We start from the raw sequence: 22,494 nt of genomic DNA, 5'->3' as shown, positions 1-22,494 counted from the left end.
ACCTACGTATCTTTCGAAAAAAATTGATGATATTAGCCGTATGCTTCAATCGCATCAACTTACCTTTTCGTACGCACCGACCAAACGATTCGCCTTCCCGGACATCCGCTGCAACGACCGCGAAGCGGTTTTGATTCTGGGAAAATCCGGTACGGGCAAAACCACGCTGCTGCATCTGCTGGCGTTACTCCTTCGGCCGGAGAATGGCTCGGTGACCATCGATCAGACCGATCTGACCCAATTGCCACCAGCCAAAACCGCTACCTTCCGGGCCGCTCATGTGGGTATCATTTACCAGAAACCGCATTTTGTCAGTGCGCTTTCAGTCATGGACAACCTCCTGCTGGCCAACTACCTGGCCAAAAATCCGCAGGATAAAAACCGCGCTCGTGAACTGGCCGCGCATCTGGGCTTTGCCGATCACCTGCACAAGAAAACCCACCAGATGAGTCAGGGCGAACAGCAGCGGGTAAGCATTGCGCGGGCCGTCATGAACAAACCGGGTGTCATTTTGGCCGACGAACCCACCTCCAGTCTCGACGATGTCAACTGCGCCCGGGTGGTGGCGTTGCTGCGCGAACAATCCGAGCAAATCGGGGCCAGTCTGATCGTGGTGACGCACGACCAGCGGTTGAAAGACGAATTTTCGAATCAGGTGATTCTCTAGAAACGTATGAATCTTTTTAAAATAAGCTGGGCCAATCTGAAAGATAAACCGCTCAGCAGTTTCCTGAGTGGCTTGTTAATGACGCTGGGCATCACGATCATTTCGCTGTTGCTGCTGTTGAACAAGCAGTTGGACGAGCAGTTTTCCCGCAACGTCAAAGGCATCGATATGGTGTTGGGCGCGAAAGGCAGCCCGCTGCAACTGATTCTGTCGAGCATTTACCAGATCGATTCGCCGACGGGCAACATTCCGCTGGAAGATGCCGAACGGCTGACCCGCAACCCGATGATCAAAACCGCCATTCCGCTGTCGATGGGCGATAGTTACAAAACCTTCCGGATCGTCGGTACGAACAAAAAATACGTCGATCACTTTGAAGCCACTGTCGGCCAGGGTGCTTTATTCAGTAAAGACCTGGAAGTGACCATTGGTGCCCGCGTGGCCGAAACGACTGGTCTGAAACTGGGTGATACCTTCGCCGGTTCGCACGGTTTAGATGGCAATGGCGAAGAACATGGCGAGACAAAATACAAGGTGGTCGGCATTTTCAATCCGAGCAGCAGCGTCATCGACCAGTTGATTCTGACGCCTTTATCGAGCGTCTGGGCGATTCACGAACACCACGAAGAACACGAAGGGGAGGAACACGAGGGTGAAGCACACGCCGACGAAGACCATGACCACGAAGCCGAAGCGCCCCGCGAAATTACCAGCATGTTGGTGAAGTTCCGGAATCCAATGGGCATGATGGTGGCCCGTGGCATCAACGACAACTCTAAACTGCTGGCGGCTCTGCCCGCCATCGAAATCAACCGCCTGTTTGATTTGCTCGGCATTGGCGTCGATACGTTGCGCGGACTGGCGGTAGCCATCATGCTCATCGCCGGGATCAGCGTATTTGTCTCGCTCTACAATTCGCTGAAAGAACGCAAGTACGAAATGGCCCTGATGCTGTCGATGGGTGCCGGACGAACACAACTCTTCGGCATGTTGCTCCTGGAAGGGCTGACGCTTTCTCTGATCGGTTTCCTATTAGGACTGGTTCTCAGCCGAATCGGTTTGCTGCTGTTCTCGATGCGCGCCGAACGCAATTTTCATTACAGCCTAAATAATATGAGCATCCTGCCTGAAGAATGGCTGGTGCTGGGCGTCGCCGTCCTGATCGGCATCGTCGCTGCGGCACTCCCGGCGCTGGGTGTCTACCGCATGAATATTTCGCAAACGCTGGCGGAGGAATGATGAGTTATGAGTTATGAGTTATGAGTTATGAGTTATGAGTTATGAGTTATGAGTTATGAGTTATGAGTTATGAGTTGAAACTCAGGCCAAGCCACAATATACTGTATTTCAGCATCTTATATTGGTTTTTTAACTCTTAACTTTTAATTCTTAACTTTTAATTTCCAAAAATCGCCTTCACCTCTTTTAAATCTTGCCGGTGGGCCGTCAGGGCGTCCATGGTGTTGGGCGATTGCTTTTCGATGCATTGCTCCAGCACCAGATGCGGGCGAATTCCGAGGGTTTTTAGTTCTTTGGCCAATCGCGGATAATCAATATCACCTTCGCCGAAGGTTTCCGCCCAAACGCCGTTTTTCGACTGGCGGAGGTGCAGTTCCGTGATGCGTTTTCCGTAGAGTTTCACGATGTCGAATAAAGCGATCTGCGAATTGCCCGAACCCCGGTAAATCCAGTGTACATCCAGACAAAGCGACACATTTTTGGGATCGGTTCCCAGCATCATGTGGTGAAATTCGCGGGCAGCGTTGCGCATTTCGACGTCGTGCGTATGGTACGACAGCGTCATGCCCCGCTTCCGGAGTTCGGCTCCGAGCCGGTCCAGGTTGGCGGCTTGGGTGGCTAAGTCCACATCGGTTTTGTCCTCCCCACTCCCCCACTTGATCGGGCTGGGATTGGTCACCACCAGCCGCGCCCCCAGCGGACGGGCCGCATCCGCAATGGCCGTCACCGTCGCCAGCGTTTTGTCGGCTTCATCGGCCTTGTGCAAGGTGCTGTTGACATACAGCGAATGCATCTCCAGCTTGTGTTTTTTCAGCAGCGGTGCCAGTTTCCGGATTTCATCCGCCGACGTGATCGATGGCTCATACCCGACAATACCCGACTTCGCAAAATCGGCCAGCGACGCATCCAAATCCGCCGACCAGTTGCGACCCTGCCGTTGATAAAAGGTGTGCCAGGTATATTGGTTGCAGGCAATTTGCGGTCGCCCTGCGGCAACGGTTTTTGCTTCGGCCAAAGCGGTTTTGGTCACTGGAAGCAGCGCGGCCAAACCGGCGATAGACTGTAAAAAAGTACGACGATCGGTATTCATGAGTTTAGGATCTAAAACCCGGCCAGCGCCAGGGTAAAAACTTTACCGCAAATTATCTAAATTTAACGCTTCGCTCCATCTTTCAAACGTTGCTTACCCGTTTTTCATGAAACACCGTTTCTTACCAGCCGGGCTGGCTGGCGTTCTGAGTTGCTTTGCGGTCTTCTTCCAGGCCGTTGCGCAAACGCCACCCGCCGGACAATACTCCTCTTCTGCTCTACTTTCAACCCGATTAAAAACCCTGACCAGCCGCTACGGCGCATTGACCAACCTTCAGTCCATCGGCAAATCACGCGAAGGAAAAGACGTGTGGCTGCTGACGGTGGGTCGCGGAACGGCAGCCCAAAAACCAGCCATTGCGATTGTGGCCGGTGTGCACGGTGCTCATCTGGCCGGAACGGAACTGGCCGTTCAACTCGCCGAAAAACTGCTGGCGGCTTCCGGTCAGGATAGCGTGGCCCGGTTGCTCGACACCAAGACGTTTTATATTTTCCCCAGCGTCAACCCCGATGCGCAGGAACAATTTGTGGCCAAACCACGCTACGAACGGACGGGCAACGGTGCCGATACCGACGACGACCGCGATGGCCGGTTAAACGAAGACCCTTTTGAAGACCTGAACAAAGACGGTTTGATCACGCAAATCCGCGTAGAAGATCCGACCGGCACCTTCATCGCCAGCAAAGACGACCCGCGCGTGCTGGTTAAAGCCGATCCGGCAAAGTCTGAAACCGGGCGTTATTTGGTGATTTCGGAAGGAACAGACAACGATAAAGACGGTGCTTTCAACGAAGACGGCGCGGGTGGGGTGGCACTGGACAAGAATTTCACTTTCGATTATCCGTTCTTCACGCCGGGTTCGGGCGAAATGCCGGTGTCGGAACCCGAAAACCGGGCCTTGCTCGACTTCCTGTACAAAGCCCCCAACGTCTACGCGGTTTTCACCTTCGGGCCGTACAACAACCTCTCGGAAGCGCCGAAATTCGACCGGACCAAAACCGCCCGGCGGATTGTTACCGGTATTCTGGAAAAAGACGCCCCCGTGGGCGATCAGGTTTCAAAACTCTACAACAGCCAGACGGCGCTGAAAGATGCGCCACCGATGCCACCCACCAAAGGTAATTTTGCCCAAACCGCCTATTACCACTACGGTCGGTTCAGTTTCTCGACACCGGGCTGGTGGACGCCCAAAGCCACCGCTTCGGCAGACACCACGAAAGGAAAAGCCGCTGCGAAACCGTCGGACAATGACGACGTGAAGTTTCTGAAATGGGCCGATGCCAACAATGTGCGCGAGGTGTTCGTCAACTGGCAACCCATCGAACACCCCGATTTTCCGGGCCGTAAAGCGGAAGTGGGCGGTATCGCTCCATTTGCCAAACTGAATCCGCCGGTTTCGTTTCTGAACGAGATTGCCGACAAACACCTAAAATTTATGACGGCTTTTGTCCGTCAAATGCCGGTGATCGAGGTCGTGAACCTGCGGACGGAATCGCTTTCGGGCGGACTGACGCGGGTCACGGCGCAGGTCATCAACCGGGGCTTGCTGCCGACGGGTTCCGAAATCGGCGACCGGGTGCGGTTTGTCCCGAAAATGAAAGTTGAGCTGCGAACCGGCAACGGCCAAACCGTGGTATCGGGCCGGAAGCGGATTCTGCGCAGTCCGATGGCGGCTGGCGAGTCGATGGAAGTCACGTTCCTCGTCTCCGGCACGGGCCGCGCCACCCTCGAAGCCGGGAACGCCATGACCGGCCTTAAATCAATCGACATCACCCTCAAATAAACCCTGATGTTCTCTGATCAACTCTGATTAATAGTTGTTTCACAGAGTTGACCAGAGAACATCAGAGGGAATCAGAGAAAACTTTTATGAAAAAGATATTCTTTCTTTTACTAACAGGAATTCCTCTCGCTCTTTCCGCGCAGCAAAAACCAGCTCAGAACGACGATCTGACCGGGTTGCGGGCCGTGGGTTCACCGGCCAATCCGAAAGTGCCGATGCGCTGGAATCATTACAACGACTACGCCGGGATTACGAAGTTTTGCCAGGATATGGTGAAGGCTCACCCGAATCTGGTGAAGCTCGAATCGATGGGCAAAACGTTTCAGGGCCGCGATTTGTGGGTGCTGGTGGTGAGTGATTTCAAAACCGGTAATGCCGATCGCAAACCCGGTTTTTACATCGACGGCAACATCCACTCCAACGAGTTGCAGGGTTCGGAAATCGCGATGTATACGGCCTGGTATCTGGCGGAAAATTTTGGCACCATCGAGTTTACGACCCAGTTATTGAAAGACAAAGTATTTTACATCGCGCCCAGCATCAACCTCGACGCGCGGGAAGATTTCATTAAAAATCCCAACAACCCCAATTCGCCCCGCTCGGGCCTGATGCCGTTCGACGACGATGGGGACGGCGAAATTGATGAAGACAAATACGATGACCTCGACGGCGACGGCAACATCGTGCTAATGCGCCGGAAAACCCCGCTGGGCCGTATGAAACAGGACCCGAACGATCCGACGCGCATGATTCCGGCCAAAGCTGACGAACCGGGTGAATACGAACTGTTGGGCTACGAAGGCATCGACAACGACGGCGACGGACAGGTAAACGAAGACGTGGCCGGACGCTATGATCCCAACCGCGACTGGGGCTGGGGCTGGCAACCCGATTACATTCAGGGTGGGGCGCTGTTTTATCCCGGTACGTTACCCGAGACGCAGGCCATCAAGAAATACATCATCGGCCATCCGAACATCGCCGGGGCACAGAGCTATCACAACTACGGCGGGATGATGCTGCGCGGGCCGGGTGCCGAAGAAGATCAGCAATATTACAATCCGAGCGACATTGCGGTGTATGACGTCATCGGGCGTACGGGCGAGAAAATCATTCCCGGCTACAATTACTACGTGATTTACAAGGATTTGTATACGGTTTACGGTGGCGAAATCGACTGGCTGGCGTTGGGCCGGGGCGTTTTTACCTTCTCCAACGAGCTGATGTCGTCGTATCTGCTGTTCCGGCAAAAACCGGGGGAAAGCAACCGGTTCCAGAACGATGAGTTCAATCAGTTTGGGAAATATCTACTGTTCGATGACGCGTATGTGGCCTGGAAACCGTTCAAACACCCGCAGTATGGCGACATCGAAATTGGCGGCCCCAAGAAGAATTATATCCGGAATCACCCCGGTTTTATGCTGGAAGAAGACGCCCACCGGAACATGTCGTTCACGCTTTTCCACGCCCACCAGACGCCGAAGCTGGACGTTCAGGCCATCACGACGAAACCGCTCGGCAACGGTCTGACGGAAGTGACGGCCACCGTCGTGAACCAGCGCGTGATTCCTACGCACTCCTCGCACGACATCCGGTTTAAAATTGAACGGCCCGATTACATCACACTGAAAGGAGCCACGCCACTGGCGGCCATGATTGTCGAAAATGCCGATCTGAATATCACAAAAGAGCAGAAAACCAATCCCACAACGATCGAGGTGCCGAACATTCCGGGCATGGGGTACGTGAAAGTTCGCTGGATCGTGAAAGGCAGTGGGGGCAAATACACGGTTTCGGTCGACAGCCGGAAAGGAGGTGTAGTGGAGAAGACGCTGTAATGGTGTTGGCGTTCCGTTAACTCAATACTATCCCATTCTACTCACCAAGTTTTCCTACCTTTCAGGCGATCTAACCAGTTAGTTTTCAACCTGCTGCTTATCGGAGATCGGGTGGAAAAACTGGTCAACGACACGTCACTTTTAACGGTAGAAACATGAATCCAAACAAAGCGTTATGGGAAAAAGGGGACTTCACCCAAATTGCCGCCACCATGCGGGAAAGCGGTGAGCAACTGGTTGCCGACCTGAACATCACCAGAGACCTGCACATTCTCGACCTGGGTTGTGGCGACGGTACCACGGCCATCCCGGAAGCCAAACGGGGGGCTACGGTTTTAGGCGTTGACATCGCCCGGAATCTGGTTGAAGCCGGCAACCGTCGGGCCAAAGCGGAAGGGCTGACCAACTGCACCTTTCAGGAAGGGGATGCGACGGATTTGCAGGAACTGGAAGATGAGCATTTTGATCTCGTCGTCAGCATCTTTGGTGCCATGTTTGCGCCGAAGCCCTTTGATGTCGCCAAAGAAATGGTTCGAGTGACCCGTCCCGGGGGCCGGATCGTCATGGGAAACTGGATACCGGGCGATCCTACGCTGGTTGCCCAAATACTAAAAATCAGCTCGGCCTATACGCCCCCACCGCCGGAAGGGTTCATCAGCCCCATGTTGTGGGGAGTAGAAAGCCACGTTACCGAGCGCTTTGAGAAAGCCGGTGTGTCCAAAGACAACATAACCTTTCTGAAAGATACTTTTACCTTCAATGCCCCGTATTCCCCTTCCGAATTCGTTAAGGCGTTCAAAAACTATTACGGCCCGACCATGAATGCGTTTGAAGCCGCCGAAAAAAATGGGAAAGCGTTGGAGCTACTGCGCGAATTAGAAGACCTGTTTACCAGTCAGAACAAAAGCACCGATCCGAATCTCACCTCGGTAGATGCCACGTTCCTGCGCGTTACGGTTATTCGGTAAACGGTAGTACAATTTCTACTGCATGTAGACGCCAATCCGGTCTTCGTCACTCAGCACCACCAGCACGTGTTCGGTCAGGGTGGTGGAGAGTTTGTAGCCAATGTAATCGGCAGCAACGGGGTAGCGTTTGTGGTCACGATCGACCACCACGGCCACCTTCAGCTTGGTCACGGGCACATTCAGAAACGGTTGCAGGGCAAACGCCAGGGTTCGGCCCGAGTTCAGGACATCGTCGATCACAATGACTGATTTGCCGGTAAAAACCGACTTCTCGCCATCCAGATGAACCGGCGGTTGTTCAAGCGTGGTTTTGTCAAGCGTAATTTTCATCACCATGACTTCCAGGGGAGAAATCTGCCGCAAGACCTCCGCCAGTCGTTCCGCCAGCACGTGCCCTTCGCCCGATACGCCGGCCAGAATCACTTCGGATTCTTCAAAGTTGTTCTCGTAAATCTCAAAGGCAATCCGGCGTATTTTTTGCTCTACTTGTACGCGTGTCAGAATCTGGGTGGTCTCGGAAGTCATAACCGATCAGGGAAGTCGATGGTAAAAAATGAAAATTACCCGAAAACGCCGAATGCTCAAAATAAACGAAGCCTTTTCGTAGTTTTGTACCTTTGTTAGAGAAAAGAGCCGCGACGGCGGACCGTTGAGACAAGAGATAAAAGACCTTTCTCACCTCTCTTGTCTAATCTCTATTGTCTAAATGTTTATTTATTTCAATGATTATCAAAACCAAAAAATACGCCCTCGACCAGAAAACCTACATCAGTCTGGCGATGCGTAGCTGGGTAAAAAGCAACTGGTACTGGGGTTTCGTCCCACTGGGTCTCATTTTTGCCAATGCCATCCTGAACGTGACGGGCGTCTACCCAAACTGGTGGATTTACCTCGTCATTGTGCTCCTCACCATCCTGTATGTGCTGTTCTGGGCCGTCCAATTTACGGGCATCACGCAAATGGAACAGACCAAATCGCTGTTTCAGAAGTATGTCTATGAGATTGACAGCCGCCAGATTATGCTGAAACTGAACGCCCGCGAAGGCGGTATCCTGAAATGGGATCAGATCCGGAGCGTGACCAAAGACAAAACCGCTTATGTCATGGTGGTTTCCAACGACCAGGCGATGAACGGCATGAAAGTAAACTGGCTGGCCAAAATCGTGGCCAAAGGCATGAAAAATGCTCAGTTCCTCTACCTGCCGTATTCGATCTTCACCACCGAAAACGAACTGAAGTTTATGGATACGCTCCTGAAACGGAAGGGCTTTTTGGCGGAACCCGAAAAGATAAAAGCGTAGCAAACCAGAAAAAAAGCCAACGGGAAGTACCGGTTTTAGCCGTTTCTTCCCGTTGCCTTTTTTTTGATTATTTCGCCTGGTTGGTGAAATCGACCACCGTTACGTCGGCCAGCCAGCCGCCAACGAGTTTACCAAATTCTTTGTGAGCCGGGTGCGGCAGATAAGTATCCCGGTCTTTTTCGCTCGCAAACGTCAGTACAAAGGCGTGCGTCAGGCCCTTGTCGAGTTTCTCCGGGCTGTTGTTCGTTCCCCACTTAAAGCCTTTGATCTCTTTAATTTTTGAGGGTAACGCTTCAAAAGCGGCTACAATTTCTTTCACCTTCGCGGGCGTGGCTTCAGGTTTGAATTTGAACAGGACGACGTGGGTGAGATCGGATTGAGTCATTTTGTTTTGAGCGGAAGCGCCGGTCAGGGCGAGACCAAAAAAAAGAAGGGTGGCAAAAACGGTTTTCATGAAATTGGTTCGTAAGTTTTAACGCTGCGACTGCAGAATGTTTCAAATAAGTCAATCTACTCCAGAAACTACTGCCTACTGCTTCTCGGCATACGGAATGACCAGTTTCTCACCCCGGGCGGCATAATTCTTGGTTTTCCCATTGGCTTTCATCAGCGCATCGACCGTAACCCCGTATTTTTCAGCCACGACGCGGAGAATATCGCCGGCGCCAACGGTATGATACGCCCGCGCTTTCACCTTCAGTTTTGTCACGTCGGCCTTCACCGCGTTGTCTTTCAAATCCGGATTAAGTGCCTTTAACGTACTGATACTCAGATTATACTTGGTGGCCACACTGTAGATCGTTTCACCCGGCTTTACAGTATGCGTAATCGACACCCCACCCGCCGGAACGTTCACTTTGGGCGTTTCTTTTTTCTCTTCTTTGGGCTTTTCTTCTTTCGGCTTTTCCTCTACCGGTTTTTCTTCTTTGACTTCGGCTACCGGTTTTTCCGCCGGTTTGCCCACTGCCGGGCGTTCTTCGGAATCCAAAGCCGGTTTTTTAGGAACCTCCTTTTCCTCATCGATGGGCGTTGGGGCCGTCTGCGACAAGTCGATGGGCGCATTCCGGCTGGACGTATCGATTTCGATGGGTGCCACCAGTTCCGGTTCCAGCGGTAGTTCCACCGGTTTTTGCACCGTCGTATCCAACGCAACGCTGGTTAGCTCTTCCGACCCTTTCGTGTCATCGGCCACATACTCGTAGCCCACGTACAACAGGGCCAGAATCGTCAGAATCAGGACGGCCAGCGTAATGGTGGGCAAACTTGAACCCTCCGTCTGCCGGGGGTTACGCTTCGCATTTTCGGTTTCCATAATTGGGGTTTAACGTCTGAGGTTTAACGTTTAACGTTGTGCGGCTTCCCTTCAAACGTTGGACATTAAACCTTAAACCAATTAATTTTTTCTTACCTCCTGACTCATTTTCTCCACTTTCACTTTCATGTCTTCCTTGTAGTCCTGCAACCGTTGGGCCACGGTTTCGTCGAACGTCCCCACAATCTGAGCCGCCAGAATTCCGGCGTTGCGGGCGCCGTTGAGGGCCACTGTCGCCACCGGCACGCCCGAAGGCATTTGCAGAATCGACAAAACGGAATCCCAGCCATCAATCGAATTGCTGGATTTCACCGGCACCCCGATCACCGGCAAGGTCGTCAGCGAAGCGACCATCCCCGGCAAATGGGCGGCACCACCCGCACCGGCAATCACCACTTTCAAACCCCGCTGGCGGGCGGTTTTTCCGTATTCCACCATTTTCTCCGGCGTCCGGTGGGCCGAAACCACATCGATTTCGTACGAAACCCCCAACTCAGTCAATATATCGGCCGCTTCCTGCATGACCTTCAGGTCCGAGCTGCTGCCCATGATGATTCCAACCATATTTTTAGTTAAGAGTTAAGAGTTAAGAGTTAAGAGTTGGCTGACGCAAGCTGAAAACAAATGCGTCAGCCAACTCTTAACTCTTAACTCTTAACTCTTCATTCTTAACTCTTCACTTTTATAGTTTCCTTCACCGAATCGGCTTTCGCTTTCAGTGTATTTAAATCTGAACTAATAACGGTAATGTGTCCCATTTTTCGAAACGGGCGGGTGATTTTTTTACCGTATAGAAAAGGAAACACGCCCGGCATTGCCAGCAGGGCTTCCATGCCTTCATACCGCGCGGGTCCACTGTGGCCGGGTTCGCCCAGCAAGTTGATCATCGCGGCTGGCGAAAGGATGGCTGTGTCACCCAAAGGCAGGTTCAGGATGGCCCGCCAGTGTTGTTCAAACTGCGACGTAACATTCGCCCGAATCGTGTGGTGACCGCTGTTGTGCGGACGTGGCGCCACTTCGTTGACGATGATTTGCTGGTCTTTCGTCAGAAACAACTCCACCGCCAGCAAACCGACAATCCCGAAGGCTTCGGCGGTTTTTCGGGCAATTTCCTGCGCCTGTTGATCGACGGTTTCAGAAATCGCTGCGGGGGCAAACAGGTATTCCACCAGATTCTGTTCGGGGTGAAAGACCATTTCGACCGTCGGGAAGGTCGCCGTTTGGCCCTGCTCATTGCGGGCGACAATCACCGCCAGTTCCTTTTCAAAATCGACGGCTTTTTCCAATACGCCCGGCGCATCGAACGCCTTCTCCCCATCGTCGACCGAAGCAACGCGCTGAACCCCGCGACCGTCGTAGCCATCGCGCCCCAGTTTATGGAAAGCGGGCAGGAACTCCGGACTAGCGGTTAAAGCCTGCGCCACGTCGTCCCGGTTTTCGGTCAAAATGAAATCGGCGGTTGGCAGGTTGTGATCGCGGTAAAATTGTTTCTGCGCCCGCTTGTCCTGAATAATCCGGATCACCGACGGCTGCGGAAAAACCCGCTTTCCTTCGCGCTCCAGAGCTTCCAGGGCATCGACATTGACGCGCTCGATTTCAATCGTCAGCACATCAACCTGCTGGCCAAACTGATAAACCGTATCGAAGTCGGTGAGTGACCCTTGCGTAAATGACGTTGCCAGGTGGCGGCAGGGCGCTTCGGCATCAGGGTCCAGAATATGAACGATCAGGTTCCAGTCGATCCCGGCCTGAATCAGCATCAGGCCCAGTTGACCTCCTCCGAGGATTCCAATGCGGGTAGTGGGGTTGAATGTATGCATACTTGTAACAATCCTCCGCAAAAGTAGCCCCAATTCGGACTTTATCGTACTTTTTAAGACACTATATTCGATCTACTTAGCGTCCTGTTGACTTCTTTCTTCCTTTAACAGAAGCAGCATCCGGCGGCTGAACCGGTTTACGCAGCCGTTCATCAAACTCATGGGGAATCACTTCCAAAATCTTCACCTGACTCATTAACGGATGAAGTGGATTGATCAGCAGGTTGCGGGAGGGCGAGCTTTTGAGAATGACGGAAGGGACTGAAAAAGCTAAAATAGGATACGTTGGCCTAAGTTTCGGCAACAAAAAGAAAGGAAGATTCTCAGGAAACTTGATTTGATCCCAGCCGGTAGGCAGCGTTTCAGGGTCTAATTCTTCGATGGAATCAGGCAGCTCAATCGTTAACCGAACGAACGGAGGAAGATCACGAACCGGCGTACCATCCAAGTGAACCAGGGTTTCCAGGAAGGCGAGTTCCGGCGTTGTCGACACATAAACCAGCGGAGTGCCCAAGGGATTCCAGCGTCCGCCATTGAGACGAGCACCTTCTCCGGTCAATACTGAATCGACAAATTGTCTTTTCTGAATACGGTAGACTAAAGCCATACGTTAACTATAGACACCATATTCGATACGCCCTAAAACCTGATCCACCACTTGAAAACCCGTCGCGGTGTCCAGCATTTGCAGGGGCGACTGGTTTTCTAAAATCTCCAGCGGCCGGCGCAACCATCGATTGAACTTTCCCTGGTCTTCAAAAACCCGTAAACCATGCGCTGCCAGTGCGCTCAGCAAAAGGAGCCGTTCGGATTCAACTTTATTTAGAGAACCGGCAACCAGCCGTCGGGCCATCGTCCGTTCGTTCGTTGATAAAAGCGTTGCCAATTCCCGAATGGTTAACTCCAGCAAATCAGCCGCTTTCCGGACTTCGGTATGGATTATACCCGAGCGGGACTGCGCAATCAGTTCAAAAGGACTGGTCCGCTCCGGCAACACGCGAACGGTTGAGGGAGCGGACAGAAGAAGTTTCCCCTGAGCCTTTTTTGATTCCTTGTTCCTCCTATTCCCTCCGGTTTCGACGGTTTTGTTCGCTGCTCCTTTCATGGCTATCTACAATTTGTCAGTAATAGTACTGACATTTTACGTATTCGTAACGCGGAGTCCATAAAAAAGGTTTGCCTTGCTGGTAAACCGCTTTGAATAGCCAATTTTCGCGCGTTTTAGCCTTTTTTTGTTCATTAAATAAATAATCCGTTTTCCCACACCCGCCTGGTTCTCAACAATTCCAACTCTTCCTGTTAATTTGCACGTTCATACCTGAAGCGGGAAGTACCAAAAGTAGCGTACAAGACAAGAGATGAAAGACAAGAGACAAATCAACCATTTGACTATCAGCCATCTGTCTCATTTCTCACGTCTAACCTCTTTCATCTCTATTTAACCTATGAAGGACAAACTATTCAATCAAAAAGACCTAATTGCGTATTTCATTGTTGCGGCCATTGGTGCCTCCCTGCAAATTGTTGTGAGTTCGTTGCTTCAGGAGTGGTTTAAGGTTTCCTACGAAAATGGCGTCTTGCTGGGTTACATCAGCTCGTTTTTCATCGGCTTTTTTCTCACCAAACTGCTGGCATTCAACGCCAAAAACTCGACTAAAACCCGCCGGGAGATGGTTAAATTTGCGATGGTTTCGGTGATTTCCTGCCTGATCACGGTCTACGGCGCGTCGGCCCTGTACAACTTCTCGGTCAGTCAGAACGGGATTTACGTGTTTACGCTGCCAGGATCGGTCAAGACCGTGAACGTCAACAAGTTGTTTTCTCACACGTTCGGGATGGGCCTGAGCTTTATCTCCAATTACATTCTGCACAAAACCTTCACGTTCAAAAATACCGGTTTCTATGAACGGCTGAAATCACTGCTGAATCTGAACTGATCCGGTCAATCCAGCAACGCCAGAATGTCTTCTTTCGTCAGCGATTTCATGAAGTTTTCCTCGGTTGTAATCAGATCGCTGGCGAGCTTTTGCTTGGAACGTTGCAGGGCCAGAATCTTCTCCTCCACCGTGTTTCGGGAAATGAATTTGTAGGTAAAAACCGTCCGTTTCTGCCCAATCCGGTGGGCGCGGTCGATGGCCTGGGCCTCGATGGCCGGGTTCCACCACGGATCGAGAATGAACACGTAATCCGCTGCCGTCAGGTTGTGACCCAGCCCGCCCGCTTTCAGCGAAATCAGAAACAGCTTGATCGAGTCGTTGTTCTGAAACAGATCCACCTGCCCCCGCCGGTCCTGCGTCGAACCGTCCAGGTAGGCATATTGAATTCCGCGTTCCTGCAAATACTGCTGAACAACGTCCAGGTGTTTGATGAACTGACTGAATACCAGAATCTTGTGATTGTCAGCCATCGCACCTTCCAGCCGCATTACCATGTCGTCCAGTTTGCCGGAATTGCCTTCGTAGGTTTCGTCGATCATGCGCGGGTGGTTCGCAATCTGGCGGAGTTTGGTCAATCCCTGTAAGACCACCATCTGCGATTTGGCCATGCCGTCTTCTTCAATGCGTTCCAGAATCAGGTTCCGGTAATACGACTTGGCTTCTTCGTACTGCTTCTCCTGTTCCGGCGACATGTCGCTGTAGTGAATATTCTCCACTTTTTCGGGCAGGTCACGCGCCACCTGCGACTTGTGCCGGCGAAGCATAAACGGTTTGATGATGCCGTAAAGCCGCTGCGTTTTCTGCTCGTCGTTCTTTTTCTCGATTGGAATCTGAAACTCGTTACGAAAAAACGTCTGACTCCCCAACAAACCGGGGTTGATAAACGTCATCTGGGTCCACAGATCCATCGTACTGTTTTCCAACGGCGTACCGGTCAGAATAAGCCGGTGGGCGGAGTCCAGTTGCATGACTGCCCGCGTGATGTGCGACGACGGATTTTTAATGGCCTGCGATTCGTCCAGAATGATGTAATGAAACCGGTACATCTTCAGCAAATCGATGTCGATCCGGACAATGCCGTACGAGGTCAGAATGACGTCATACCCATCGAACTGGGCGGTATTTTTGTCGCGGTAGGTGCCGGTATACGCCATGACGCGCAGGCCGGGCGTAAACCGTTTGGCTTCCAGCTCCCAGTTATACAGCAGCGAAGTGGGCATCACGAGCAGCGTCGGTTCCGTAAAACCGGCTTCCTTCTGCGACTGCAACATCGCCAGCGTCATGACGGTTTTGCCCAACCCCATATCATCAGCCAGGCAACCGCCAAACCGGTATTGGTTCAGGAATTGCAGCCAGTCGTACCCGGCTTTCTGGTAAGGCCGCAGTTCGCCCTTGAAACCGGCGGGCAGCGGATGCGCATTGATTTCTTCAAAACTCCGCAGTTTTTCCAGCTTCCGGCTGATTACCGCCGACGCCAGGCTCTCCTCCTGCAATTCCTGCACCAGCGCAATGTGATGTTTGTGCAGCACCAGCCGGTCGCTGTCCACCTCGTGTTCCATGAACGCGAAGAGTTCCGAATATTTCGTAAACCAAGTTTCGGGAATGACGGCCACCTCGCCATTGGGCAGCGTAAACTCCCGCTTCTTGTTTAAAATCAGCGAACGGAGCTTGATAAACGGAATCTCGAATTCGCCGAATTGCACCTTGGCATATATGTCGAACCAGTCGCGGGTTTCGTTGATCGAAACCACGATGGACGAATAGCCTAAAAAGTAGCGTTTCGTATCATCAGCGTGTTGTGAAATCTGAAAACCGGCTTCCACCAGCCGGTTGTGGTTTTGCTGGAGCCACTCGAAAGCGGTCGCTTTTCCGAGTTTGGAATGCCCGTTGTCTTTCAGTTCCAGGCCGTTTTCCTTGAGCCAGAAAAGCGTCGATTTCTCCTTCCGAACATCCCGCCGAATCTTGTGAAAAACGTAGTCGTCACCCTTCTTTTCGATGCTGACGTTGGACGAATCCGTGAAACCGTCGTAGCGAAACGTGAACTGGCCGTATTGAAACAGCAGGTCGAAAACCACCTGCGAGTCGTCGACGGGCGCGGCATGGGCCATTTCAGTCAGCACGTTGTTCATCCGTTCCGACGCGCCGTTTCCATTCCGGTGGCCGTTCGAAACCGCCTGATCGAAGAGCGCGGGCGTGGTCCGGTGCGCTACTGCATGTTCCGAAACCGTCAGCACGGGCGCGGGGGGCAGCACTTCGTTCCGGATCTCAAACCCTCTGGCGTATACGTCGTAGGACGCAATCAAGGGTGCCACGAAGCGGTGATAGTACTGATCCTCAATGTTTTTCGGAATAACGATATTTCTTTTTTGCAGAAACGGGCGCAGTTTTTTGCCATCGACATTTTTGTCGAAATGAAACAACCGCTTCCCCACCATCATCCAGGCCGGATCGTCACAAATCAACAGCGCATCCTTAAACTGAAATTCGACCCGCTCACCGGCGTATTTAATAATGGGAAAGTATTCCGTGGCGGTTTCGGTCCGCACAAAATTGAAAAAGACGCGGGCCTTGTCCGGCATCCGCTCAACGGACATCCAGGCCGGGTTGCCGTCGTTGCCCATGACATACAACGGTTTTTCGGCCAGCCGCTCCAGAATCATCGCCCGGCGGGTTTCAAGGTATTCGCAAATCCGTTCCCGCAGTTCTTTATCACCCTTCTGGGCGTCGTAAATTTTCAGAAAGAAATCGACCGCCGGTAATTTTTTGGGATTGAATTTTTTCAGAATGACGTCCTGCTGGATTTCGTCGATGATCCGAATCAGCTCAAAATCAGCATCGTCCAGTTCACTGGCAAACTCCCCGGCGTTTTTGGCCGACAGCGTCTGGTTCTGTAGCGTCAGCTCACCGCGCGCATTGAGTTGCACGACGAAGGCTTCAAACAGATACCCCAGGAACTCGTGTTCCAGGAGTGAATAGACCAGTTGAAACGGTTCCGCGGGAGAGACTTTCATAACACCGTAATGATTACTGCCTGACTGCACCAGGCCCGGAAATACCGGGTTGGTCGTAAAAAAAATCGCGCTTCCGGACGGAATGGATGAGCTTTAAAAAAGCAAGCAAAAAGGCTGATTTGCCGTCCGGTTAGAATACGCAACAAACTCAAATATACGAAGAGCTACAACAAAGGCAAATCGAAAAATACGGAAGCCCGCGCGAACTGATTTTACGGCCTGAGAATGGGATCAGCGGCATTTTTACGCGGTAAATTTTAAAAGCCGGTTTGCCCGGCCGGAGCGATAAAACGACCCCGAAAACAAAACCACTTAGTACCTAAGTGAGAAAAAATTGCAATTCATTCAGAAACCGAGCGAGGGTTGTGCCTATTTTTCTTGTCTTTGTAGTAGACCCTGAACTGTATGAATGAATCGACCCTGCAACCGGATTTTTCGGACGAACGACGCCCGGACGCACGAATAAGCCTGGTGGTATCGATGGACCCAAACCGCGCTGCTGACCCGGAGTGGATGATCCGGCGAATGCTGCAATCGGACCCGGTAAAAGGGTTCGAGTTGCTCTACCAGCGGTATTACCGCCCCTTGTGCAGCCACGTTACCCGGCTGGTGTATTCCCGCGAAATTGGCGAAGACCTGGTCGGCGATCTGTTTTTTCACCTGTGGCAAACGAATCAATACACCCAGATCACCGGCTCGTTCCGGGCCTACCTGTTTTCGGCCGCCCGCAACCGCGCCATCAACTACCTCCGCCGGGAATTTAACCGGACCGAACCCACCGAAGACAACGAGTTGACAGACCCGGCAGACAGCACCGAATCCGACGCGGATCTGGCTTTTGAAGAACTCACAACCCGCATCCACCGGGCGCTGGACGCCTTGCCGCCCCAGTGCCGCAACGTGTTTGTGCTGAGCCGGTTTGAAGGTCGGAAAAACAGCGAAATCGGGGCTGATCTGCACATTTCGGTCAAAACCGTAGAAGGTCACCTCACCAAAGCCCTGAGCCGGTTACGACAGGCCCTCCACGACTATTGGCTGGTGTTACTCCTGCTGCTGACCTGGTAAGTATCTCTCCTCATTTTCGACGACAACATGCAATCGGAACTATCCAAGGCACTGCTCTTTGCCTATTTTGAAGGGACTACCACGCCGATCCAGACCCAGCGGATTCAGCGATGGCGACAGAAACCCGAAAACCGGGAGCGGTTTTTCGCCTGTCTGGAAGAATGGGAAAATCAGCGGCTGCAATACGAAGCCGACCCGGAAACCGCCTTCCACCAGTTCAGGGAACGGATTCAGCAACTCGAATCAATCCCCGAAACACCGGTTTTGCCGCTAGCAACACCTTCCGTCCGCCGGGCGTGGCTCATTGCCGCTTCAATCGCCCTGCTCACCCTGCTGGCCGTCTGGCAGCGCGACCGCTGGCTCTACCGCACCTATTCAACGCAGTACGGCGAACTGAAAACCGTTGGTTTGCCCGACGGCAGCCGGGTGACGCTGAATGCCCATTCCAGCCTGCGGTTGTCGCGCTGGACATTTGGCCGCAACAGCCGGGAGGTCTGGCTCACCGGCGAAGCCGAGTTTTCGGTGCGGCATCTGCCCACCCACCAGCGGTTTATTGTCCGGACGCCCGATGAGCTGGAAGTGGTCGTATTGGGTACGGAATTCGTCGTTTCGAGCCGCCGACAAGGTTCGCGCATTGTGCTGAACAGCGGGAAAGTGGCTTTCCGGTCGTTGCAAGGTTCGTCGCCCGCGCCGGTGGTGATGAAACCGGGTGACGTGGCCACCGTTAAGCCGGGCGGTCAGGTTCAGATGCAATCCCACCAGTCGGTCGAACGCTATCGGGTCTGGAAAGAACACCGGTTTTTGTTCGACCGGACGCCCTTATCGCAGGTGCTGGCGACGCTGGAAGAACATTTTGGCGAAACCGTACAACTGGCTGACTCCGAACTGGTTCACCGGCAGATTACCGGTACGTTTCGGGCCGAAACCGCCCCGGTTCTGCTCGATTTGCTGACCACCCTGACCCGCACGCAGGTTGTCGAAACCGATTCGGGCAACGTGATGATTCCTCTTTCCCCCCTAAACCCTTAAAACGTATGGTGCCATTTCTAAGAATCCTGCTGCCGACGGCGGGTTGTCTGCTCTCGGTGGCCGTTCAGGCGCAAACCCTGGCGTCGGTCCAGCCGACCCGGTCGGTCATCCAGTCGTCGCCCGGTTCGATGGTTCAACTGCGCGACGCCCTGCTGGAACTTCGCAGTCGCTACAAGGTCGATCTGGCCTTTGAAGAACAGCAGCTTCAGGGCGTCAGCGTTCCCACCGGCTGGTTCCACCCCAAATGGTCGCTGGAGAAAAACCTGGAAGGCTTGCTGCGGACCACGGATTTTCAGGTGAAACGACTGTCCAACGGAACCTACCTGATCGTGTCGAACGCGGCCCGGATGCGACCGGCGCGAACCGCATCGCCCAACCGGTCCGAAGCACCCACCTCGATGACGCAGCCCGAACATTCCGGGGCCAACGACAACGCTGCCACCCGAACCGGGCCGACTGAAACCGCAACGCAGCCCACCGACGTGGCCGTTCAGGGGCGCGTGACCGCCAGCGGGTCGGACGAAGGGCTTCCGGGCGTGAATGTGCAGGTGAAAGGAACGACCACCGGTACCACCACCGACGCCAATGGCTCGTTTACGCTCCGGGTGCGCGACGAACAGGCGGTGCTCGTGTTTTCGTCCATCGGCTACGAAGCCCAGGAAGTGACGGTGGGCAGGCGGCAAACGCTGAGCGTGATCCTGAAACCGAGTGAGCGTTCGCTGGAAGAAGTGGTGGTCGTGGGGTATGGAACCGTTAAAAAGAGCGATTTGACGGGTTCCGTTTCGTCGGTTTCGGGCAGTGAATTTCACAAATTGCCGATGGCAACGCTCGATCAGGGATTGCAGGGCCGGGCTGCCGGGGTGCAGGTGACCCAAACCGACGCGGCTCCCGGCGGCACGGTTTCCATCCGGATTCGGGGCGGCAATTCGATCACCAACAACAACGAGCCTTTGTACGTCGTGGACGGTTTTCCGGTGACGGCCCTCAAAAGCCTGAATCCGTCGGACATCGAATCGATTGAAATTCTGAAAGATGCCTCGGCAACGGCCATCTACGGTTCGCGGGGTTCCAACGGCGTCGTGCTGATTACGACCAAACAGGCCAAGGCGGGTCAGTCGCGCTTCGACGCCGAATATTACACCGGTTTTCAGAAGCTGATCTACAAAATTCCGCTGCTGAACGGAACGCAGTTTGCCGAACTCGCCAACGAAGCCGCTGCCTTCCGAAACCGGGCATTGCCGTTTGCCGATCCGAAGGCGCTGGGCGAAGGCACCGACTGGCAGGACGCCATTTACCGAACCGCACCCATCCGAAACTACCAGCTTACGTTTTCGCAGGGACTGGAAAAAACCCGGTTTATGGTCAGTGGCAATTATTTCGATCAGGACGGGATTATCAGCAACTCCAATTTCAAACGGTTGTCGCTGCGGTTCAACATGGAAACCAAAATCAACGCGAAACTGAAGTTTGGCAACAACCTGCAACTGAGCTACGTCAACAACCATGCGGTTCTGGTCAACAGCGGTGGCACCGGCAGCAATGGCGTGGTTCACACGGCTTTGACGAGCGGCCCGAACTTGCCGATCTACGATCAGGACGGCAATTATTTTGTCGACTGGCAGCAAATCGGGCCTTCCGTCCGGCGGGACAACGCGGTTTCGCTGGCCAATGAAACCACCAACCTGACGCGCACAGCCCGCATTCTGGGCAACATGTTTCTGCAATACGAAGTCGTGAAAGGGCTGACCGCCCGCGTCAGTTTGGGGGCCGACGCCACGTTTTCGAAAAACAACCTCTACATTCCCCGAACCACCTACCGCGCCTATTTTCAGAACGGCATTGCCAACATCAGTGACCAACAATCGTATAACTGGCTGAATGAAAACACTTTGACCTACGACAAAACCGTAGGCGTTCACCACATCAATGTATTAGGCGGTTTTACGGTCCAGCGGGAAATCAGTGAAGAAGTAGAAGCAAAAGGGCAGAATTTTGTCAACGACATTCTGACGTACAACAACCTGGAGGCCGCCGGGCTCGTGCAGCCAGCCGCTTCGGGGGCCAATCAATGGTCGCTGATGTCGTACCTGGGCCGGATCAATTACGGGTTTCGGGAACGGTATCTGCTGACGGTTTCGCTGCGGGCCGATGGGTCGTCGCGGTTTGGGGCCAGCAACAAATGGGGCTATTTTCCTTCCGGGGCGCTGGCCTGGCGGGTATCGGAAGAACCGTTCATGCAGGCCCAGCGGGTCGTTTCCGATTTGAAATTTCGTACCAGCTACGGCGTCACTGGTTTTCAGGAAATACCACTCTATCGCTCCCAGAGTTCACTGAGCAATACGTCCTCCATTCTTGGCAACAACCTAGCCATCGGGATTGCGCCGTCGCGGGTTGCCAACCCGAACCTGAAATGGGAACGAACGGCGCAATTTGACGTCGGCATTGATTTCGGCGTTCTGAATAACCGGGTGCGGTTCACGGCTGATTATTACTACAAACGCACCAAAGACCTGCTGCTGGAAGTGAGTGTTCCCTGGACGTCGGGCTACAATACGTCGCTCCAGAACGTAGGCAGCACCGAGAACAAAGGGTTTGAGTTTTCGGTCAGTGCCACGCCGATCAACGGCAAATTCAAGTGGAACATTGACGCCAATTACTCCCAAAACCGCAACAAAGTGCTGAGTCTGGGCGGTGTAAACGAGTTTTTTGGCCCCGAATCGGGTTCCAGTTTCTATTCTCCCGGCCCGGCCATGATCATCCGGAAAGGCCAGCCGGTCAACTCCTTCTTTGGGTATATCGGCGACGGTTTGTTCCGCACGCAGGAAGAGGTCGCCAGCGGCCCGGTTCACCGCTACATGGAACCGGGCGACCTGCGGTTTAAGGACGTGGATGGCAACGGTACGCTCTCCCCCGCCGACCGAACCATCATCGGCAACGCCCAACCCAAGTTCATTTACGGCCTGAACAACACCTTCACCTATGGCAACTTCGACCTGACGGTTTTGATGCAGGGCGTTTACGGCAACAACATCCTGAACCTGCTGCGGGTCTACGAACTCGAATCCATGCGCGGCACCCACAACAACCACATCCGGGCGCTGAACCGCTGGACACCCCAGAATCCGAATGCCTACATGCCCAAAGCCGATTACCGCGGACAGGAGCAATTCATCAGCACCCGGGCGCTGGAAGACGGTTCCTACCTGCGGGTGCGGAATGTGGTGCTGTCCTATAACTTGCCGGGCAAGCTGGTCAAATGGGCGCGTTCCGCCAAAATTTACGTGAGCGGCCAGAACATCCTGACCTGGACCAAGTACACCGGCTACGATCCGGAGGTCAATTCGCACGGGCAAAACCCGATCAATCAGGGCATTGATTACGGAGCGTATCCCCGCGCCAAAACGGTTATGATCGGTGTCAACCTGGGCCTTTAA

The 22,494-nt window shown here is 53.4% G+C and carries 19 protein-coding genes; 10 read left to right on the top strand and 9 right to left on the bottom strand.

Annotation, left to right across the window (positions count from 1 at the left end; genetic code table 11):
- The first annotated feature begins 40 nt into the window (after positions 1 to 40).
- The gene (locus tag ACS5NO_RS08930) at positions 41 to 667 is read left to right on the top strand and encodes an ABC transporter ATP-binding protein (RefSeq protein WP_439414819.1); all 627 of its coding nucleotides are present in this window, start codon (positions 41 to 43) and stop codon (positions 665 to 667) included.
- 6 nt (positions 668 to 673) lie between these two features.
- The gene (locus ACS5NO_RS08925) at positions 674 to 1,906 is read left to right on the top strand and encodes an ABC transporter permease (RefSeq protein ID WP_439414818.1); all 1,233 of its coding nucleotides are present in this window, start codon (positions 674 to 676) and stop codon (positions 1,904 to 1,906) included.
- A gap of 157 nt (positions 1,907 to 2,063) precedes the next feature.
- Here ACS5NO_RS08925 and ACS5NO_RS08920 read toward each other — a convergent pair whose 3' ends face one another.
- Positions 2,064 to 2,996, bottom strand: a complete 933-nt coding sequence (locus ACS5NO_RS08920; RefSeq protein ID WP_439414817.1) for a sugar phosphate isomerase/epimerase family protein — start codon at positions 2,994 to 2,996, stop codon at positions 2,064 to 2,066.
- A gap of 106 nt (positions 2,997 to 3,102) precedes the next feature.
- Between ACS5NO_RS08920 and ACS5NO_RS08915 the strand changes: the two genes are divergently transcribed.
- From ACS5NO_RS08915 to ACS5NO_RS08905, 3 genes are all read left to right on the top strand, one after another.
- Entirely contained in the window at positions 3,103 to 4,779 is a 1,677-nt protein-coding gene (locus ACS5NO_RS08915; RefSeq protein WP_439414816.1) for a M14 family metallopeptidase, read from the top strand.
- A gap of 86 nt (positions 4,780 to 4,865) precedes the next feature.
- Positions 4,866 to 6,617, top strand: a complete 1,752-nt coding sequence (locus ACS5NO_RS08910) for a M14 family metallopeptidase (RefSeq protein WP_439414815.1) — start codon at positions 4,866 to 4,868, stop codon at positions 6,615 to 6,617.
- Between the two features lie 155 nt (positions 6,618 to 6,772).
- Positions 6,773 to 7,585, top strand: coding sequence for a class I SAM-dependent methyltransferase (locus ACS5NO_RS08905; RefSeq protein ID WP_439414814.1), 813 nt, complete (start codon positions 6,773 to 6,775; stop codon positions 7,583 to 7,585).
- Positions 7,586 to 7,600: 15 nt separating this feature from the next.
- On the opposite strand, the gene ACS5NO_RS08900 is transcribed toward ACS5NO_RS08905, so the two are convergent.
- Positions 7,601 to 8,110 (bottom strand): phosphoribosyltransferase family protein, encoded by a 510-nt coding sequence (locus tag ACS5NO_RS08900; protein ID WP_439414813.1) that lies wholly within the window; start codon positions 8,108 to 8,110, stop codon positions 7,601 to 7,603.
- A 197-nt stretch (positions 8,111 to 8,307) separates the two neighbouring features.
- Between ACS5NO_RS08900 and ACS5NO_RS08895 the strand changes: the two genes are divergently transcribed.
- The gene (locus tag ACS5NO_RS08895) at positions 8,308 to 8,886 is read left to right on the top strand and encodes a YcxB family protein (RefSeq protein ID WP_439414812.1); all 579 of its coding nucleotides are present in this window, start codon (positions 8,308 to 8,310) and stop codon (positions 8,884 to 8,886) included.
- Positions 8,887 to 8,953: 67 nt separating this feature from the next.
- Here ACS5NO_RS08895 and ACS5NO_RS08890 read toward each other — a convergent pair whose 3' ends face one another.
- From ACS5NO_RS08890 to ACS5NO_RS08865, 6 genes are all read right to left on the bottom strand, one after another.
- Positions 8,954 to 9,340, bottom strand: coding sequence for a Dabb family protein (locus tag ACS5NO_RS08890; RefSeq protein ID WP_439414811.1), 387 nt, complete (start codon positions 9,338 to 9,340; stop codon positions 8,954 to 8,956).
- Positions 9,341 to 9,415: 75 nt separating this feature from the next.
- On the bottom strand, positions 9,416 to 10,198 hold the full coding sequence (locus ACS5NO_RS08885) for a LysM peptidoglycan-binding domain-containing protein (RefSeq protein ID WP_439414810.1): 783 nt from the start codon (positions 10,196 to 10,198) through the stop codon (positions 9,416 to 9,418).
- Between the two features lie 81 nt (positions 10,199 to 10,279).
- Positions 10,280 to 10,762, bottom strand: a complete 483-nt coding sequence (purE, locus tag ACS5NO_RS08880) for a 5-(carboxyamino)imidazole ribonucleotide mutase (protein ID WP_439414809.1) — start codon at positions 10,760 to 10,762, stop codon at positions 10,280 to 10,282.
- Between the two features lie 104 nt (positions 10,763 to 10,866).
- Positions 10,867 to 12,018 carry a 5-(carboxyamino)imidazole ribonucleotide synthase gene (locus ACS5NO_RS08875; RefSeq protein WP_439414808.1) on the bottom strand — a complete coding sequence of 384 codons (1,152 nt, stop codon included), beginning with the start codon at positions 12,016 to 12,018 and terminating at the stop codon, positions 10,867 to 10,869.
- Positions 12,019 to 12,094: 76 nt separating this feature from the next.
- Positions 12,095 to 12,625 carry an RES family NAD+ phosphorylase gene (locus tag ACS5NO_RS08870; protein WP_439414807.1) on the bottom strand — a complete coding sequence of 177 codons (531 nt, stop codon included), beginning with the start codon at positions 12,623 to 12,625 and terminating at the stop codon, positions 12,095 to 12,097.
- Between the two features lie 3 nt (positions 12,626 to 12,628).
- Positions 12,629 to 13,123 carry an Xre family toxin-antitoxin system antitoxin gene (locus ACS5NO_RS08865; RefSeq protein WP_439414806.1) on the bottom strand — a complete coding sequence of 165 codons (495 nt, stop codon included), beginning with the start codon at positions 13,121 to 13,123 and terminating at the stop codon, positions 12,629 to 12,631.
- A 340-nt stretch (positions 13,124 to 13,463) separates the two neighbouring features.
- On the opposite strand from ACS5NO_RS08865, the gene ACS5NO_RS08860 reads away from it, so the two are divergent.
- The gene (locus ACS5NO_RS08860; protein ID WP_421828899.1) at positions 13,464 to 13,955 is read left to right on the top strand and encodes a GtrA family protein; all 492 of its coding nucleotides are present in this window, start codon (positions 13,464 to 13,466) and stop codon (positions 13,953 to 13,955) included.
- Between the two features lie 5 nt (positions 13,956 to 13,960).
- Here ACS5NO_RS08860 and ACS5NO_RS08855 read toward each other — a convergent pair whose 3' ends face one another.
- Positions 13,961 to 16,966: a DEAD/DEAH box helicase gene (locus tag ACS5NO_RS08855; RefSeq protein WP_439414805.1), complete on the bottom strand. Its 3,006-nt coding sequence runs from the start codon at positions 16,964 to 16,966 to the stop codon at positions 13,961 to 13,963.
- A 405-nt stretch (positions 16,967 to 17,371) separates the two neighbouring features.
- Between ACS5NO_RS08855 and ACS5NO_RS08850 the strand changes: the two genes are divergently transcribed.
- Genes ACS5NO_RS08850 through ACS5NO_RS08840 form a run of 3 tightly spaced genes read left to right on the top strand, consistent with a single transcriptional unit; the run spans position 17,372 to position 22,494 of the window.
- Positions 17,372 to 18,031, top strand: a complete 660-nt coding sequence (locus ACS5NO_RS08850) for an RNA polymerase sigma-70 factor (protein ID WP_439414804.1) — start codon at positions 17,372 to 17,374, stop codon at positions 18,029 to 18,031.
- 27 nt (positions 18,032 to 18,058) lie between these two features.
- A complete protein-coding gene (locus ACS5NO_RS08845) occupies positions 18,059 to 19,060 on the top strand; it encodes a FecR family protein (protein ID WP_439414803.1) in 1,002 nt (333 codons plus the stop codon).
- 5 nt (positions 19,061 to 19,065) lie between these two features.
- Positions 19,066 to 22,494, top strand: coding sequence for a SusC/RagA family TonB-linked outer membrane protein (locus tag ACS5NO_RS08840; protein WP_439414802.1), 3,429 nt, complete (start codon positions 19,066 to 19,068; stop codon positions 22,492 to 22,494).

Source organism: Larkinella fluvii (assembly GCF_051857545.1).
Taxonomy (GTDB): Bacteria; Bacteroidota; Bacteroidia; order Cytophagales; family Spirosomataceae; genus Larkinella.
This window is presented reverse-complemented; position numbering and strand designations above follow the sequence as displayed.